Origin of the sequence: Thiomicrorhabdus chilensis DSM 12352 (genome assembly GCF_000483485.1) — a bacterium.
Taxonomy (GTDB): domain Bacteria; phylum Pseudomonadota; class Gammaproteobacteria; order Thiomicrospirales; family Thiomicrospiraceae; genus Thiomicrorhabdus; species Thiomicrorhabdus chilensis.
In genome coordinates this window covers 2,109,690-2,126,344 of record NZ_KI519609.1, presented here as the reverse complement: position 1 = coordinate 2,126,344, position 16,655 = coordinate 2,109,690, and the positions used below count along the sequence as shown (strand labels likewise).

The 16,655-nt window shown below is 50.8% G+C and carries 16 protein-coding genes; 14 read left to right on the top strand and 2 right to left on the bottom strand.

Annotated elements, in window-relative coordinates; genetic code table 11:
- Positions 1 to 11: 11 nt before the first annotated feature.
- From ybeY to lnt, 3 genes are read left to right on the top strand one after another with little or no spacing between them, the layout of a single operon-like run.
- Positions 12 to 521 (top strand): rRNA maturation RNase YbeY, encoded by a 510-nt coding sequence (gene ybeY / locus B076_RS0110070; protein WP_322785320.1) that lies wholly within the window; start codon positions 12 to 14, stop codon positions 519 to 521.
- Positions 522 to 560: 39 nt separating this feature from the next.
- Positions 561 to 1,433 (top strand): HlyC/CorC family transporter, encoded by an 873-nt coding sequence (locus B076_RS0110065; protein ID WP_028487200.1) that lies wholly within the window; start codon positions 561 to 563, stop codon positions 1,431 to 1,433.
- Positions 1,434 to 2,978, top strand: a complete 1,545-nt coding sequence (lnt, locus tag B076_RS0110060) for an apolipoprotein N-acyltransferase (RefSeq protein WP_028487199.1) — start codon at positions 1,434 to 1,436, stop codon at positions 2,976 to 2,978. It abuts the gene before it with no gap.
- Positions 2,979 to 3,075: 97 nt separating this feature from the next.
- Here the strand turns inward: lnt and B076_RS0110055 are convergent, their stop codons facing one another.
- Positions 3,076 to 3,474, bottom strand: coding sequence for a zinc ribbon-containing protein (locus B076_RS0110055; protein ID WP_028487198.1), 399 nt, complete (start codon positions 3,472 to 3,474; stop codon positions 3,076 to 3,078).
- Positions 3,475 to 3,657: 183 nt separating this feature from the next.
- On the opposite strand from B076_RS0110055, the gene leuS reads away from it, so the two are divergent.
- From leuS to B076_RS0110005, 9 genes are all read left to right on the top strand, one after another.
- Positions 3,658 to 6,123 carry a leucine--tRNA ligase gene (leuS, locus tag B076_RS0110045; protein WP_028487196.1) on the top strand — a complete coding sequence of 822 codons (2,466 nt, stop codon included), beginning with the start codon at positions 3,658 to 3,660 and terminating at the stop codon, positions 6,121 to 6,123.
- Between the two features lie 8 nt (positions 6,124 to 6,131).
- The gene (locus B076_RS0110040; protein ID WP_028487195.1) at positions 6,132 to 6,761 is read left to right on the top strand and encodes an LPS-assembly lipoprotein LptE; all 630 of its coding nucleotides are present in this window, start codon (positions 6,132 to 6,134) and stop codon (positions 6,759 to 6,761) included.
- A gap of 45 nt (positions 6,762 to 6,806) precedes the next feature.
- On the top strand, positions 6,807 to 7,844 hold the full coding sequence (gene holA, locus B076_RS0110035) for a DNA polymerase III subunit delta (RefSeq protein ID WP_028487194.1): 1,038 nt from the start codon (positions 6,807 to 6,809) through the stop codon (positions 7,842 to 7,844).
- Positions 7,845 to 7,913: 69 nt separating this feature from the next.
- Positions 7,914 to 9,167: a glutamate-5-semialdehyde dehydrogenase gene (locus B076_RS0110030; RefSeq protein WP_028487193.1), complete on the top strand. Its 1,254-nt coding sequence runs from the start codon at positions 7,914 to 7,916 to the stop codon at positions 9,165 to 9,167.
- A gap of 16 nt (positions 9,168 to 9,183) precedes the next feature.
- Positions 9,184 to 9,831 (top strand): nicotinate-nucleotide adenylyltransferase, encoded by a 648-nt coding sequence (gene nadD / locus B076_RS0110025; RefSeq protein WP_051347300.1) that lies wholly within the window; start codon positions 9,184 to 9,186, stop codon positions 9,829 to 9,831.
- 8 nt (positions 9,832 to 9,839) lie between these two features.
- Positions 9,840 to 10,187, top strand: a complete 348-nt coding sequence (gene rsfS / locus B076_RS0110020) for a ribosome silencing factor (protein WP_028487191.1) — start codon at positions 9,840 to 9,842, stop codon at positions 10,185 to 10,187.
- A gap of 13 nt (positions 10,188 to 10,200) precedes the next feature.
- Positions 10,201 to 10,671, top strand: a complete 471-nt coding sequence (gene rlmH / locus B076_RS0110015) for a 23S rRNA (pseudouridine(1915)-N(3))-methyltransferase RlmH (RefSeq protein ID WP_028487190.1) — start codon at positions 10,201 to 10,203, stop codon at positions 10,669 to 10,671.
- 694 nt (positions 10,672 to 11,365) lie between these two features.
- Positions 11,366 to 11,629: a 30S ribosomal protein S20 gene (gene rpsT, locus B076_RS0110010; protein WP_028487189.1), complete on the top strand. Its 264-nt coding sequence runs from the start codon at positions 11,366 to 11,368 to the stop codon at positions 11,627 to 11,629.
- Between the two features lie 188 nt (positions 11,630 to 11,817).
- Positions 11,818 to 12,111, top strand: a complete 294-nt coding sequence (locus tag B076_RS0110005; protein ID WP_028487188.1) for a DUF3817 domain-containing protein — start codon at positions 11,818 to 11,820, stop codon at positions 12,109 to 12,111.
- Between the two features lie 50 nt (positions 12,112 to 12,161).
- Here the strand turns inward: B076_RS0110005 and B076_RS0110000 are convergent, their stop codons facing one another.
- Positions 12,162 to 13,793, bottom strand: a complete 1,632-nt coding sequence (locus tag B076_RS0110000; RefSeq protein ID WP_028487187.1) for an acetolactate synthase large subunit — start codon at positions 13,791 to 13,793, stop codon at positions 12,162 to 12,164.
- Between the two features lie 238 nt (positions 13,794 to 14,031).
- On the opposite strand from B076_RS0110000, the gene murJ reads away from it, so the two are divergent.
- Positions 14,032 to 15,573 carry a murein biosynthesis integral membrane protein MurJ gene (gene murJ, locus B076_RS0109995; protein WP_084205757.1) on the top strand — a complete coding sequence of 514 codons (1,542 nt, stop codon included), beginning with the start codon at positions 14,032 to 14,034 and terminating at the stop codon, positions 15,571 to 15,573.
- A 119-nt stretch (positions 15,574 to 15,692) separates the two neighbouring features.
- Positions 15,693 to 16,628, top strand: coding sequence for a bifunctional riboflavin kinase/FAD synthetase (gene ribF, locus B076_RS0109990; protein ID WP_028487185.1), 936 nt, complete (start codon positions 15,693 to 15,695; stop codon positions 16,626 to 16,628).
- Positions 16,629 to 16,655: the final 27 nt, after the last annotated feature.

Here is a 16,655-nt window from a genome sequence, read left to right as displayed (position 1 = left end):
TTTATAGGTGCGTGGCAATCAATAATAGTGGGGGCGGTGACATGGTTGAGGTGGATTTGCAGTGGGCGATTGATGCCCAGGATATTCCGACACTTGAACAGTGTGAAGAGTGGGTTCAGGCCAGTCTGGTCGGGGAATTGGCCAATGAAGCCAATGAGTTGACCATTCGTATCGTGGACGCCGAAGAGAGCCAGACGCTGAATCGCGATTATCGCAATCAAGACAAGCCCACCAACGTACTTTCCTTTGAATTTGAAAACCCACCAGGCCTGCTGGATTTGGGTGAGGCTTTGCCTTATTTGGGGGATTTGGTGATTTGTGCCGACGTGGTGGAGCAAGAAGCCAAGGCGCAAAATAAAGCGCTGGAAGCGCATTGGGCGCATATGATTGTACACGGTACCTTGCATTTGCAGGGTTATGACCATATTGATGACGATGAGGCCGAAGAGATGGAAGCCTTGGAAATCGAAATTCTTCACGGTTTGGGTTACGACAATCCTTATCAGGCGGATGAACGTTGATTCATCCGGCATTTTTTATAAAAAAGGTAACAAAAACTAATGAGTGACAGTAGTAGCGGCTCTTCGTGGTTAGAGCGTCTTGGAAAGGTATTTTCAGGTGAACCGGAGAGTCGGGAAGAACTTTTAGAAGTCATTAAGGAAGCGCAGTCTCAAGGGGTCATCGACAATGATGAGCAGTTGATGATTGAAGGGGTGTTGAATGTCTGTGAGGCACGCGTCAGAGATATTATGATCCCGCGGATGCATATTGAGGTGGTGGATGCGTCCGAATCGCTGGAAACTATTTTGGAAAAAATGCTGGAAACCTCGCATTCGCGTTATCCGGTGATTGAAGGCACTCAGGGCGGAATCGTCGGGGTGTTGCTGGCCAAGGATGTGTTCCGTGCCGTGGTTAAGGGTGAATTGACCTCCAAAGAGGAGTTGGAAGCGATTTATCGCGAGCCGACATTTGTGCCCGAAAGCAAGCGTTTGAACATGCTGTTGCACGATTTCAAATCCAGTCGCAATCATTTGGCCTTGGTGGTCGACGAATATGGAGAACTGGCAGGCCTGGTCACCATCGAGGATGTGCTTGAGCAGATTGTTGGCGACATCGCCGATGAGCATGATGTGGATAGTGATCATAATATCCTCAATCATGTGGGCGGTGCTTATTCGGTCAAGGCGATTACCGCATTGGATGAGTTCAACCGATTCTTTAACGTGGATATCTCCGACGAGAAAAGTGAAACCATTGGCGGTACCCTGGCGTTGGAGCTTGGGCATGTGCCGGTGGAAGACGAAGAAATCGAACTTTACGGACTTTACTTTAAAGTCCTCAAAGCCAGTGAACGCCGCGCCGACCTGTTTCTGGTCAAACCGCTTGAACCTTTGGAAGCGTCCGAACAGCAGGATGAGCCGGAGAATCTTTAATTGAGAAAAGTTTGGCCGTCCCTGCTGGCGATCTTCATTCCTAAAAAATTCGATTTGATCGCCTTTTTGTTGGGCGGGGCTTCGGTTTTGGCGTTTGCTCCCTTTGAGTTTTCGCCGGTAATTTTAGTGGCGCTGGCCGGGATTTTCTGGTTATGGATGCATGCTGAAAGTCGCCTTGACGCTTTCAAACGCGGTTTATGGTTTGGTTTGGGTCTGTTTGGTGTAGGGGTGAGCTGGCTATTTTCCAGCATGTATTTCTATTCGGGCGTGCCGCTGGTGGCGGCTGTTTTGGCCACCTTTGCCTTTGTGTTTTTCCTGTCTCTCTATTCCGCTTTCTCCGGCTGGCTGGCTTTTTATTTTAATGACGCCAAACGCCCCGGTCTGATGTTGTTTGGTCTGTTGCCCGCGGTATGGGTTTTGGGTGAATATTTGCGTGGCACCCTGTTTGGCGGTTTTCCGTTTCTGCAGGTTGGCGTCACTCATCTGGATACCTGGTTGCAAGGCTATGCGCCTGTTCTCGGCGTATTGGGCATGAGCTGGGCGGTCGCTCTGAGCGCCGGCTTGTTGTTGTGGTTTGTGCAACAACGTTCTTGGTTGGGGCCCAGCACCTTTTTGTGTTTGCTTTGGTCAATCGGGGGGCTGTTGCAGCAGGTTCAGTGGGTCCAGCCGGTGGGCGACCCGATTGATGTGGCTCTGGTGCAAGGCAATATTCCGCAGGAACAGAAGTGGCTACAGGAGAATTTTTACCCGACTTTGAAAACCTATGTATCGCATACCAAGCAGAATATGGATGCAGATGTGGTTGTCTGGCCGGAGACTGCGATTCCAACCTATTACGATGTGGTTGAGAAGGGGGCATTGCACAGTTTCATTAAAGATGCCAAGCTGCTGAATACCGACATCGTCGCCGGTGTGATTGACGGTAATGATGAAAAAGACCAGTACTTCAATGCGGTGGTCAATTTGAGCAATCCCGAAGAGCGTTATTACAAAAGCCACTTGGTTCCGTTCAGCGAATTCTTTCCGTTTCATGGTGTGTTTGCGTTTCTAACCAATTTGTTCGATATTCCGTTTTCCACCTTTACCGCAGGGCCATCCGACCAGCCGCCCTTAATGCTGGGCGGTCAGCTTGCCGGGTTGAGTGTCTGTTACGAGATGGCGTTTGGGGAAGAGCTGGCCAGATATCTGCCGGAAGCGAAGTATTTGCTGACGGTGAGCAATGATGCCTGGTTTGCCCGTACTTTCGAACCCGCTCAACAGCTGCAGGATGTGCGTTTGCGTGCGCTTGAGTTGGGGCGTGAAGTGGCACGCAGCACCAATACCGGATATACCGCGATTGTCGGTGTGGACGGTCAAATCAAAACCTCCATTCCGGCTTATGAGGAGGGAGTGTTGCGAGGTGAGGTTCAACCCTATGAAGGCATGACGTTCTATGCGCAATGGAAACGCCTGCCGATTGAATTTATGCTGTTTATGATTTTTGCCTTTATTTTGGGCAAACGCTATTTTTTGAGTGGACGTTTTTCTAAAGGGCGCATCGATTAACCCCTGGTGAAAGTCTACCAGGCTTGATAGTCACTTTGACCAGGCCTGTCTGTTTTTGGCAGAGCCTGGCAATTTGAAACATGTCTAAGGCGTGTTTTCAGTGTTTTCGGTGTTCTACCTCAAACATCGGGTGGTTTTCATCCATTGCCGCCGCCAGGCGCATTCTCAGGATGGTGATTTCCGTCGGGTCGGCCAAATCCAGGGCCTTGTCGATGAGGATTTTCTCCAACACGGGCAGATCCATGTCCAAAAATTCTTCAATACCTTTTTCCATATCGGCCAGGTATTCGGCGGTTTGCATCAGGTCGGCCTGCAAATCCTCCTGAACTTGTTTGAATTCCTTTTCCGTCAGCTCTCCCAGTTCATGGTCGGCGCGTTCGGTTTTTTCAATGGCCTTACCCAGCAGCGACCAGGTTGCGTTTTCCGCCGAAATGGCGGTACGCATGGCAAAATTCAGCAAGGTTCGATAGGCGTGCAACATTTTATGTTGACTCATGGTTTTTTTCCTTTATGTCAGTCTTACATCCTCTATAATATTGAACTTATTTATTTGATTTATCAAGAGTCCTTTGCAAGCGTCAATGGCATGGCTAAAAAAGTCAAAATTGGCTTGCCGAAAAAGACCGAAGGGTTTCAAGCCGTTACATTCAACCGTTTTAAAAAAGTAGAAGATTAATTCATGTCAGAAGTTCAGTACCAGCCGCAGCAGATCGAAGCCGAAATTCAGAAGTATTGGGATGAAAATCAGACCTTTGTGGTCACCGAAGACGAAAGTAAAGAGAAGTATTACTGCCTGTCGATGTTTCCTTACCCAAGCGGTAAATTGCACATGGGGCACGTGCGTAATTACACCATCGGCGATGTCATCTCGCGTTTTCAGCGCATGCAGGGCAAAAATGTGTTGCAGCCGATGGGGTGGGATGCGTTTGGTTTGCCGGCGGAAAACGCGGCCATGCAGCACAAGGTGGCGCCGGCCAAATGGACTTATGAAAACATCGATTATATGCGCAACCAGTTGAAATCGCTTGGTTTGGGTTACGACTGGACACGTGAGGTGGCAACCTGTCATCCGGAATATTACCGTTGGGAGCAGTGGCTGTTCACCAAATTGATGGAAAAAGGTTTGGTTTACCGCAAACTGTCGGTGGTCAACTGGGATCCGGTCGATCAGACGGTGTTGGCGAATGAGCAGGTCATTGATGGTAAGGGTTGGCGTTCCGGTGCGCCGGTTGAGCGTAAAGAGATTGCTCAGTGGTTCTTGCGCATCACCGATTATGCCGAAGAGTTGTTGGAAGGGCTGGATAAACTGGACGGTTGGCCGGAACAGGTCAAGACCATGCAGAAAAACTGGATCGGAAAATCGACAGGCCTGCAGATTTCCTTCCCGATTGTCGGTCAAGAGAATCATACTTTGGATGTGTACACCACGCGTCCGGATACCTTGATGGGTGTGACCTATGTGGCGATTGCCGCAGATCACCCGATGGCCAGAAAAGCGTCCATCAACAATGAACCGCTGGAACGTTTCATTGAAGAGTGTTCGCATATTTCCACTGCCGAAGCCGACATGGAAACCATGGAGAAGAAAGGGGTGGACACCGGAATTCGTGTCACCCACCCGATTACCGGCGAAGAGGTCCCGGTTTGGGCGGCCAACTTTGTGTTGATGGGCTACGGAACCGGAGCAGTGATGTCGGTGCCAGCGCATGACCAGCGTGATTATGAATTTGCCAAGGCGTATGATTTGCCAATGAAAGCGGTCATTGCGCCGAGTGCCGATGAGATGGCGGATGTTTCCGAACAGGCGTTCACCGAAAAAGGCGTATTGGTCAACTCCGGCCAGTTCGACGGTTTGAAATCCAAGCAGGCCTTGCACGAAATGGCCAAAGCGCTGGGTGAGAAAGGCTTGGGTGAGAAACAGACCAACTACCGCTTGCGTGACTGGGGGATCTCTCGTCAGCGTTACTGGGGGTGTCCGATTCCGGTGATCTACTGCCCGGCGTGTGGTGCGCTTCCGGTTCCTGAAGAACAGTTGCCGGTTCGTCTGCCGGAAGATGTGGTTCCGGACGGTTCGGGTTCGCCGTTGGCGAAGATGGACAGCTTCAAGAATTGCGAATGTCCGCAGTGCGGCGGCCGCGCCAAACGCGAAACCGATACCTTCGACACCTTCTTCGAGTCGTCCTGGTATCACGCTCGTTATACTTCCAAAGACAACGACAAGGCGATGTTGGACGAACGTGCCGACTACTGGGCGCCGGTTGATCAATATATTGGCGGGATCGAGCATGCCATTCTGCATTTGCTGTATGCGCGTTTCTTCCACAAATTGATGCGCGACCAGGGCTTGGTCAACTCTGATGAACCGTTCCAGAATCTATTGACGCAGGGCATGGTGTTGCTGGACGGTTCTAAGATGTCCAAGTCCAAAGGGAATACGGTGGATCCGCAGGCGTTGATCGAAAAATTCGGTGCCGATACCGTGCGCCTGTTCATCATGTTTGCGGCACCGCCGGAGCAGAGTCTGGAATGGTCCGATAAAGGCGTGGAAGGGGCTTTCCGCTTCCTGAACCGCGTTTGGCGTCAGGTGCATTCACATTTGGAAACAGGCTCTATAGACGCAGCCACTTCTTCGCAAGGGCTGGACAAGGTGCAGAAGGCGTTGCGTCTGAAAGTGCATGAAACCTTGCAGAAAGTTTCGGACGATATGGGGCGCCGTCAGCACTTCAATACCGCGATTGCGGCGTGTATGGAGTTGATGAACGAACTCAGCAAGTTCGATGACGATTCGGCGCAGGGTCGCGCGGTTATGCAGGAAGCGCTGGAGATTCTGGTGTGTATGTTGTCGCCGATGGCGCCACACATGGCTCAGAGCCTGTGGGCTTCACTCGGCAAATCTGGTTTGGTGCTGGATGTGTCTTGGCCGCAGGTCGACGAATCGGCGTTGGTGAAATCGGAAATCGAACTGATGGTTCAAGTCAACGGCAAGCTGCGCGGAAAAATCGAAGTGGCGGCCGACGCCGACAAAGAGACGATTTTGAGTGCTGCGAAAGCCGAAGCCGCCGTGTTGAAGTTCATCGAGAGCAAAGAGATTGTCAAAGAGATTGTGGTGCCGGGTCGATTGGTTAACCTGGTGGTTAAAGGATAAGGCTCTGCATGATGAAGAAAGCGTTTGCCGCGTGTTTTCAAAATAAGCAGGCCTGTTCAAATTCGAGCAGCGCCGTGAAAATGACCGCGAGTTTGATACTGTTGCTGATGGTCACGAGTGTGATGAGCGGCTGCGGTTTTCACCTGCGCGGTTATGACAGCGGCGGACAGGCTCAGTTCAAAAGTGTCAAACTCACCGATTTGCAGAGTGTGCAAGGCGATGTGGCCGATGCCTTGAGGCAGCAGCTCAAGGCCAGCGGCGTGGTGGTGACGCCCAATTTGGCCGGAGCCGAGTTGGAGGTGTCTTTTGCAAGAACCTATTCGCATCGTTCCAAAACCAGTTATACCGGCACGGGTGATGTCTCATCGGTTCTGTTGACCATGAAGCAGGCCTTTGAGGTGCAGGAAGTGGCGACCGAATCGCTGTTGCTGAGAGCAGAGGTGAGCAGTTATCGCGACCATCAAATCAACAACAACGCCTTGTTGGCCTCGAATCGGGAACTGGAAGCCATTCAGCAACAGATGGCGCGAGATTTGGCACGCCAGATAGTGGAACGCATCAACCGTGCTTTGATTACCCGCAACGTGCAGGACGAAGCCCTGAAAACACCGCTTAATGAGGATAAATCAAGTGATTGAGAGGGACAGTGCCATGGCGTTTGAATTAATGGAGTCTCTTTTCTTGTGATTTTAGCGAGCGCCTTTTTGAATCAGTTGCAGCAGAATACGCTGGCGCTCAAGCCGATTTACCTGTTTTACGGCGAAGAGGCGTTGTTTTTGAGGGATTGTGTGGACGGTTTGCGTCACAGCCTTCAATCTCAGGGCTATCTATTCGGTGACCGTTATGAAGTGGATGCCGGATTTGACTGGCAGTCATTGCAGATGGAAACCCAAGCCGGTTCCCTGTTTTCGGAGCAGCGCGTCATCATGGTTTCCATGCCGAAAGGCTCACCGGGAACCGAAGGCGCCAAGTTCATCCAGGAGTGGTGCAAATTCAATCAGGCCCAAGACGGCCTTGCCCCGGAAGTGATTGTGTTGTTGGAGTGCGAAAAGCTCGACAATCGCCAGGTCAAGTCCAAGTGGGTCAGCGCCATAGAATCGGCAGGCCTGGTGATTCAGGCCAAACCGGTTCCGACTCAGGCTTTGCCGGGCTGGTGTCAGCAAAAAGCCAATCAGTATGGCTTGCAGTTGGAAGCGGAGGCGGCCGCCTTGTTGGCCGAACGGGTTGAGGGCAATCTGCTGGCGGCTGACCAGGAGTTGATTAAATTAAGCCTGCTTTATCCTGCCGACAGTCTGATCAGCGCCCAGATTATCGCCGAGACGGTGGTAGATCAGGCGCATTATCAGCTGTTTGCCCTGGCTTCGGCCATGCTCACCGGACGATTGGATTACGCACAGCAGATGTTGACGCGTTTGCGCCAGGAAGGTTTGGAAGCTCCGGTGATCTTATGGTTGCTGTCTAAGGAGATCCGCCAGTTGGTGGAGCTCTCGCAATTACGCCAGAGCATGCCGTTAGCCCAGGCTTATAAACAGTTGAGAATCTGGCAGTCGCGTCAGGCTGAAGTGGGCTCGGCCTTGCAACGCCATAATCTGCACTACTGGCAATTGCTGCTTAAGGAAGCCTTGCAGATTGATTTGAAAATCAAAGGCATTCGCAAAACCCTGAATGGCGAAGAGGTGTGGATGGGGTTGTCAGCACTGGTGAATAAGGTGGCAGTTTAAAGGCCGTTGAATGGAATGCTGAAGATAGAAAGCAAAAAAAGATAACGAAAAAGATAGGAAACATCAGACATGGATATACAAGCCTACATGCAACAGTTGGGTCAACAGGCCAGACAAGCGGCACGAGTATTGGTACGTGCCACTACCGCGGAAAAGAACCAGGCGCTGTTGGCCATGGCCGAGGCCATTGAGCAGTCTGCCGAGACTTTGAAGGCGGAAAATGCCAAGGACTTGGAAAACGGAAAACAGAACGGTTTGGACGCCGCCATGCTGGATCGTTTGGCTTTGACCGATGCCGGCATTGCCGGAATTGCAGAAGGGTTACGCCAGGTGGCCTCCTTGCAGGATCCGGTTGGTGAAGTAACCGACATGAGCTACCGTCCGTCGGGCATACAAGTAGGAAAGATGCGTGTGCCTTTAGGGGTGGTGGGTATCATTTACGAATCGCGTCCGAATGTCACCGCCGATGCGGCGGCTCTGTGTCTGAAGTCGGGTAATGCGGCGATTCTGCGCGGCGGCTCCGAAGCGGCCTATTCCAATCAGGCTCTGGCAAACTGCATTCAGCAAGGGTTGAAAACAGCAGGCCTGCCGGAAACCGCGGTGCAGGTTGTGGCCACTACCGACCGTGCCGCGGTGGGTGAATTGATTGCCATGCCGGAATATGTCGATGTCATCATTCCACGTGGCGGTAAAGGCTTGATTGAACGTATCAGTCAAAACGCACGGGTGCCAGTCATCAAGCATTTGGACGGCATCTGTCATGTGTACATCGATGACGATGCGGATTATGACAAGGCGATTCGCGTGGCCGTCAATGCCAAAACCCATCGTTACGGGGTGTGCAACGCCATGGAAACCTTGTTGGTGGCGGAATCTCAGGCGCAAAAGGTATTGCCTGAACTGGCCAAACAATACGCTGAAAAAGGGGTGGAACTGCGCGGTTGCGACAAGACCCGCGACATTATCGAAGCCGTTGCGGCAACCGAAGCAGATTGGGAGACCGAATATCTGGCCCCGATTCTGTCGATTCGGGTGGTGGCCGATGCAGATGCGGCGATGGATCATATCGCCCAATACAGTTCCGGCCATACCGAGTCGATCATTACTGAGAACTTCAGCACTTCGCGTCGCTTCCTGGCGGAAGTCGACTCCAGTTCGGTGATGGTCAATGCCTCGACCCGTTTTGCCGATGGCTTTGAATATGGTTTGGGCGCGGAGATCGGCATCAGTACCGATAAATTCCACGCCCGCGGCCCGGTCGGTTTGGAAGGTCTGACCTCGCAGAAATACATTGTGCTGGGTGACGGCACCATTCGCCAATGATGAAAGCCGGACAGTTATGCGACTGATTGGCATCAATGGCGGAACCTTTGACCCGATTCATTACGGGCATTTGCGTCCGGCGTTGGAGGTTCAGCAATCTCTGGGCTTGGAACAGGTGCGTTTTGTGCCCTGTTATCAGCCGGTGCATCGCGGCCAGCCGAGTGTGTCGGCTGTGCAGCGTTGTGAAATGATTGAATTGGCGATCGCCGGTCAGCCCAGTTTTTGTCTGGACACTATCGAGATTGATCGCGGCGGGCCATCTTATATGGTGGATACCTTGGCCGCACTGAAGCAACGTTATGCCGATTCTGAAGAGAGCACGGCATTGGTTTTGATTATGGGCACCGATGCGTTTGCCAATTTTCATAAGTGGCACAATTGGCAGGAGATACTTCGGTTGGCGAATATCGCGGTCACACACCGACCGGGTGAAGCCTTGCCTCTATATTGCCAGGCCGGACAGATTCTGCGGGCCCATCATGTCAGGCATTTTAGCCAGTGCTGCGAACAGATTGTCGATGTGCCGGTGACCCAACTGGATTTAAGTGCGACGGCACTGAGAAATTATTTGCATCAAGGACAGTCGGTGGATTATTTGATGCCGCCGACTGTGATTGACTATATACAACAGCATCAGCTTTATCGGGATGCAAAAGGAAACTGAAAAAGACTATGGAATTAACTGAAATTAAAGACTTGATTGTACAGACGCTGGAAGACAGCAAGGCGCGTGATATCCAGGTGATGGATGTGTCGGAAGTGAGCAGCTTCGCCGATTTGATGGTGGTGGCAACGGGTACTTCGACCACACATGTGAAATCAACCGGTAATGCGGTTGCGTTGGCGTTTAAAGACGCCGGGTATCCGCCGTTGGGTGTCGAAGCCGGGCCTCAGCCGGATTGGGTTTTGGTGGACTTGGGGGATGCTATCGTGCATGTGATGACCGAAGCCGCACGCGCCCATTATGCGTTGGAAAAATTGTGGGACATCAAATCCACCGCCAACGCCGAAGGCGAATAGACGGGAACCGATTTTGATCATTCATTTCATCACCGTCGGCCAGAAAATGCCCAAATGGGTGCAGGAAGGCTATGCGGAGTACGCTAAACGTTTGCCGAAAGCCTGTAGTTTGAATTTGATTGAACTGCCCATGGCGCAACGCGGCAAAACCAGCTCGGTCGAGCAGATGAAAGCTGAGGAAGCCAAACGTATTCTGGCCGCTATTCCTAAAGGCGCGCGTCTGATCGCGTTGGACGAACACGGACAACAGGTCACCACCAAAGGCTTGGCCGATAAGATGGAAGACTGGCTCGCCGGCGGGCAGGATATTGCCCTGATAGTGGGCGGCCCAGACGGCTTGGATCAGACTATTCTGCAACAGGCGCAATGGAAGTGGGGTCTGTCCAAATTGACCATGCCGCATCCGATGGTGCGTATTATGGTGGCGGAACAGGTTTACCGAGCGTGGTCGGTCATCAACCACCACCCCTACCATCGCGAATAAAAAGGGTCTTTTTGTTCAATCTCTGCGTTAAATTCCAGCTCGTTTACAAGCGTAAACGTCGCTGAAATTTGCCTTGACCTTGAACAAAAATCCTCCTTTTTACAATGAGGCTTTACGTTAGATTTCAATTGTTTCATAGGGTCTGAAGTGTACCGGCCAGTTTCTCATTGGAATAAATTGAACAAGGTTCTTAATGTCGTGAACGGTTAAAAAACGCTGCTGTTTGAGCGGAGCGAGTTCAGCATTTCAGTGAACCAGTTTAGAACTTGCCAATTTATGAAATGGAGCGCCTTTTTTGTGGTTACTATTTTTGGCGAACAAAAATAGTAACGGGAAGCCTTGATACAGATTAAATGTGAAACACGGTCATCAAAGAGGCTTCTCAATAAAATGGCATTTTCAATCACAAAACGTTCAATTTTATAACTTAGGATGGTTTTTTGATTGTTTTTGAAAATAAGCAGGCCTGTTCAGTTTCCATAAGTTCTTCATTTTCAATTTGTTTTGGAATAAAGCTTGACCGGTCAGCGTGGATTGTGGATAATTCCCAATCCTTTTCAAATCATTCGTTTTCGGATGGTTGGATATAAACAACGTAGTCATTGTTCTTGTGTACGCATAAGACAATGTTGTGTTAATTGTTAATGATAGGTCTACGGATCGTTAACACGTAAAAACAAACTGGAGAAATAAAGTGGCAAACTCAGCACAAGCAGCAAAACGCGCACGTCAGGCAGAAAAACAACGTCAGCATAACTCAGCGATGCGTTCTGAAATGCGTACTTCTTTGAAAAAAGTGTATGCAGCAATCGACGGTGGTGATCAGGCGGCTGCGAATGCAGCGTTCCGTGATGCACAGTCAAACCTAGACGGTATGGCTCGTAAAGGCATCATCGCTAAAAACAAAGCCGCTCGTACCAAGAGCCGCATTAACGCTCGCATCAAAGCGATGGCCTAAAATTTATTGCTCTTTCGCCCCTAAAGTTCACGGCTTCGTTGTTGAAAAATAGTCATTTACTTAATGTAAACTCCTATTTTTCGCCTTGAATCCATAAACTTTAGAAACGAAATTGACAATAAATTAAGAAGAAACCGGGATTATTCCCGGTTTTTTTATACCCGGGATTTATTAAACAAGGTGATGACATGGCATTTTTAAGATTTATGGCTTTATTGGAAGGGACTTCATTGTTGCTGCTGTTGTTTGTGGCGATGCCGTTGAAATACAATTACGGCATGCCGGAAGCGGTCAGTTGGGTCGGGCGTGCCCACGGCGGTCTGTTTTTGGCGTTCAATATCGTGCTGTTTTACCACGTCCTTAAAGGCCATCTTTCGGAAATGAAAGGCTTTCTCGGTTTGATCGCCTCGTTGATTCCGTTCGGCACTTTTGTGTACAAGGCCAAGGTCTTGAAAACAGCGGATGTTTCTGCTCAAGGCTGAAAACCAGCAGGCCTGTTGGTTTTCAAACAGGTTTAAACCGTTCTAACGTCCTAACTGGGGCAGATCAAATGACCGAGTTCTTCGGTCAATTTAAGATTCTCCGAGTAATCCACCGGACAATCGATCAATACCACGCAATCGTCTGTTATCGCCTTTTTCAAGGTCGGTAGCAGATCGCTGGCTTTCTCGATGCGATAACCTTTGGCACCAAAAGCGTCGGCCAGTTTGACGAAATCGGGATTGGTGAAAGCGACATGGCTTTCGCGTCCAAAATGGTTTTCCTGTTTCCATTTGATCAAACCGTAATGGGCATCGTTCCAGATGAGCACGATAATCGGTATCTGCAAACGTACCGCGGTTTCAATCTCTTGCATGTTCATCAAGAATCCGGCATCTCCGGTGACCGCCACCGCCACTTGTTTGGGTTTGGCGAGCTTGGCGGCAATGGCACCCGGTAGGGCGATGCCCATGGAGGCGAAACCGTTGGAGATAATGCAGGTGTTGGGAGCCAGAGTTTGAAACATGCGTGCGATCCACATCTTATGCGCACCCACATCGGAGATGACGATGTCTTCGGGTTGCAAGGCTCTGCGCAGGTCGTGAAGGATTTTCTGAGGTTTGAGCGGGAATCCGCTGTCGTCCTTGTACGCCTGCATGCGCTCGTCAATGTGCTGTTTCAGGTTCTGGTAGAAGGGGGTTTTATGACGCTGACTGATGGCCGATATTTTGGCCAAAGCGCTGCCGATGTCCCCGATCAGGCCCGCTTCGACAATGTAAAACTCGTCCACTTCGGCGGGTTGGCTGTCGATGTGGATGATTTTACACCCGGGATTGTGGTTCCATAAGTGCGGTTGGTATTCGACGATGTCGTAGCCCACGCAAATCACCACGTCGGCGCGGTCAATACCGCATGAAATGTAGTCGTTGGCCTGCAGTCCGACGGTTCCCAGTGAAAGTTCGTGTCCACAAGAAAGTACCCCTTTGGCCATGAAGGTGGTGGCCACCGGAATGTTGAGTTTGGAAGCAAACTCTTCCAGGGCGTGGCTTGCATTGGAACGCACCACGCCGTTTCCGGCGATGATGATGGGGTAGTGTGCCTGGCTGATGACCTCGGCTGCTTGTTTGACTTTATGACTGTTGGGCTCAGGCGGCAGGGCGCTTTGTTTTTTTAATGGCGGCTTATTGACCTCAAACGAGGCGATGTTTTCAGGAAAATCAATAAAGCTGCAGCCGGGTTTTTCAGACTGTGCGACCTTGAAGGCTTTACGCACCACTTCCGGAATAATGTCCGGCGTCAGGATCTGGGTACTGTATTTGCTGATGGGTTCAAACAGGTTGACCAGATCCAAGACCTGATGGCTCTCTTTGTGCAGGCGGCTCGTGGCCGCTTGTCCGGCGATGGCGACGACCGGCGCGCGATCCATGTTGGCGTCCGCCACGCCTGTCACCAGATTGGTGGCACCGGGCCCGAGTGTGGATAAACATACGCCCGCCTGGCCGGTAAGACGACCGTAGACGTCAGCCATGAAAGCCGCTCCTTGCTCGTGACGGGTGAGGATGAATTGGATGTGACTGTCCAGCAGCGCATCCATTAAATCAAGATTCTCTTCTCCAGGGATACCGAAGATGTATTCAACCTCTTCGTTTTCCAGACATCGGACAAATAATTCGGCGGCTTTCATGGCGATTCCCTGTTGTTTTGTCAACGGTTATTGTGAGCTGTTAATTTGTGAATGGGCATCAGTCAGGATAATATTGGCATAGTCCGAGGCTTAAGGGAATACTAGCGGCATTCTATTATCAAATCTTAATATCCATTCACCTTCTGCCTTTATTCTCGTTAATAAGCGGCTTTAAATGCGTCTCTTACGGAGCTTTGATACAATGCGGAAAGTCGATTAACAACAGAAGCCATTCATTTTGAAAAGAATTTTAAAAGCCACCGCCACGGTCGGCGGCATGACGATGATTTCCCGTGTGCTGGGGTTTGTGCGGGATGTCATCATCGCCCGATATTTCGGGGCCAGCATGGGGGCGGATGCGTTTTTTGTGGCGTTTAAAATCCCCAATTTTTTTCGTCGCCTATTTGCCGAGGGCGCCTTTTCTCAAGCCTTTGTACCGGTATTGGCCGAAGCCAAAGAGAAACGCGGTCAGGATGCGGTCAAGCATCTGGTGAATGCCATCAGCTTTCGTTTGGGCGGAATTCTACTTTTGTTGACGGCCTTCGGGGTGTTTGGCTCTTCTTTGTGGATGATGGTGTTCGCTCCCGGATTTATCGACGACCCGGTCAAGTTCGCGCTGGCGTCCGACATGCTGTCCATCACCTTTCCGTATCTGTTGCTGATTTCGTTGGTGGCGTTTTCCTCCGCCATTATGAATACCTACAACCAGTTTGCGGTGCCGGCTTTTACCCCGGTGTTTTTGAACCTGGTGCTGATCAGTTTCGCCGTATGGGTCTCGCCTCTGCTGGACATTCCCGTCATGGCTCTGGCGTGGGGGGTGTTGGTGGCCGGTGTGGTGCAGTTGCTGTTTCATCTGCCGTTTTTGTATCGTTTGGGCTTGTTGCCACATCCCTCCAGACAGAGCGATCCCGGGGTGGGGGAGGTCAAGCGTCTGATGTTGCCGGCATTATTTGGGGTCTCGGTGGCGCAGATCAATTTGCTGATCGATACGATCTTGGCTTCTTTTTTGGTAACCGGTTCGGTTTCCTGGCTTTATTATTCGGATCGTTTAATGGAGTTTCCGTTGGGTGTGTTCGGCGTGGCTTTGGCCACGGTGGTGTTACCAGGCCTGTCCAAAAAGGCGGCGAACGAAAACTGGGAGGGCTTTCGGCAAGACATCGACACGGCCTTGCGTTTGGTTTTGATCATCGGCCTACCGGCGACTTTGGGGTTATTGTTGCTGGCTGAACCTTTAATCATAAGCCTGTTTCATTACGGTAAGTTCACCGAGCTGGATGTGAGCATGTCGGGCATGAGTCTGATGGCCTATTCGTTCGGTCTGCTGGGTTTTATCTTGGTGAAGATTCTGGCGCCGGCGTTTTATGCACGTAAAGACATGAAAACCCCGGTCAAGGTCGCGGTCGTGGCCTTGGTGACCAATACCGTTTTGAATCTGATTCTGATCGGGCCGTTTGCGCATGTGGGCTTGGCGGCGGCGACCACCATTTCGGCGTTTGTGAATGCCGGACTGCTTTATTGGTATTTGCGTAAACAGCAGGTTTTCAGACCTTTATCAGGCTGGCCTAAATTGTTTGTTCAGGTGTTGCTGGCCAATGTCGTGCTGGTGGGCTTTATTGTGTGGTTGTCTCCGTTGACCGGCGAGTGGCTTGGCTTTGACGCCTGGCATAGAATGGCTTGGCTGTTGGGCTTGGTGGCAGGCGCGATTCTGATTTATGGCATGGTGCTGATCGGCTTGGGATTGAATCCGAAACGACTGCTGAAAGCCACGGTGAAAAAATAACCAGGCCTGTTGATTTTGAAATGCCTTAAAAAAGCTGGTTTTTAAACGATTTACAAAAAGTTAAGCGCCTGTTTACGGTATAATTTTCGGCTTGTTTTATATTATATAATCATGGTGAAATGCACTTAATTCGAGGTTTGCACAATTTAGATTCCGTTCAGGGCGCATTGACGAATGGCTGTGTTCTGACGATTGGAAACTTCGACGGGGTTCATGTGGGACACCAGCAGGTTTTGCGTTCCGTTGCCAAACAGGCTAAAGTCGAGAAGTTGCCCAGTGTGGTGATGGTGTTTGAGCCTTTGCCGGTTGAGTTTTTTTCGCCCGATCAGGCGCCGGTACGTTTGATGAACTTGCGTGAAAAAATGCAGGCGTTTCAGGCCACCGAGATTGACTATGTACTGTGTGCGCGTTTTGATGCACATTTTGCCGGTCTGCAAGCCCAGCAGTTTGTGGATTCGATTCTGTTGCAGGGATTGAATGTCAAACATTTGGTGGTGGGGGACGATTTCCGCTTCGGCAAACAGCGTCTTGGCGATTTCGCTTATTTGCAGCAGCAAGGTTTGCAAAAGGGATTCAGTGTGACTGATATGCCAACCTATGGTGTGAACGGTCAGCGAGTCAGCAGTACGCGTATTCGCAATGCTCTGCAAAAGCCGGATCTGCAGGAGGCCGAGGCCTTGTTGGGCAAGGCATTTACCTTTAGCGGACGGGTGATTCACGGACAGAAACTGGGACGTACCATCGGTTTTCCCACCTTGAACCTGAACCCGAAACGTTTGCAGATGCCGGTTCAAGGTGTGTTTGCCGTGACTGTGGACGGCATCGCCGAGCAGCCTTGGCCGGGCGTGGCCAATTTGGGCATTCGGCCGACTGTTAACGGACACCGACCTTCGATAGAGGTGCACCTGTTCGATTGGGACCAAGAAATCTACGGACGCCATGTGGATGTGGCTTTGAGGCATTATTTGCGTCCGGAAATGAAATTTGACGGCCTGGACGCATTAACCGAACAGATTCGTTTGGATGCGCAGCAAGCCAGACAGTATTTTGATTAGCCCTTATTTTCATTCTTATAACTCTTA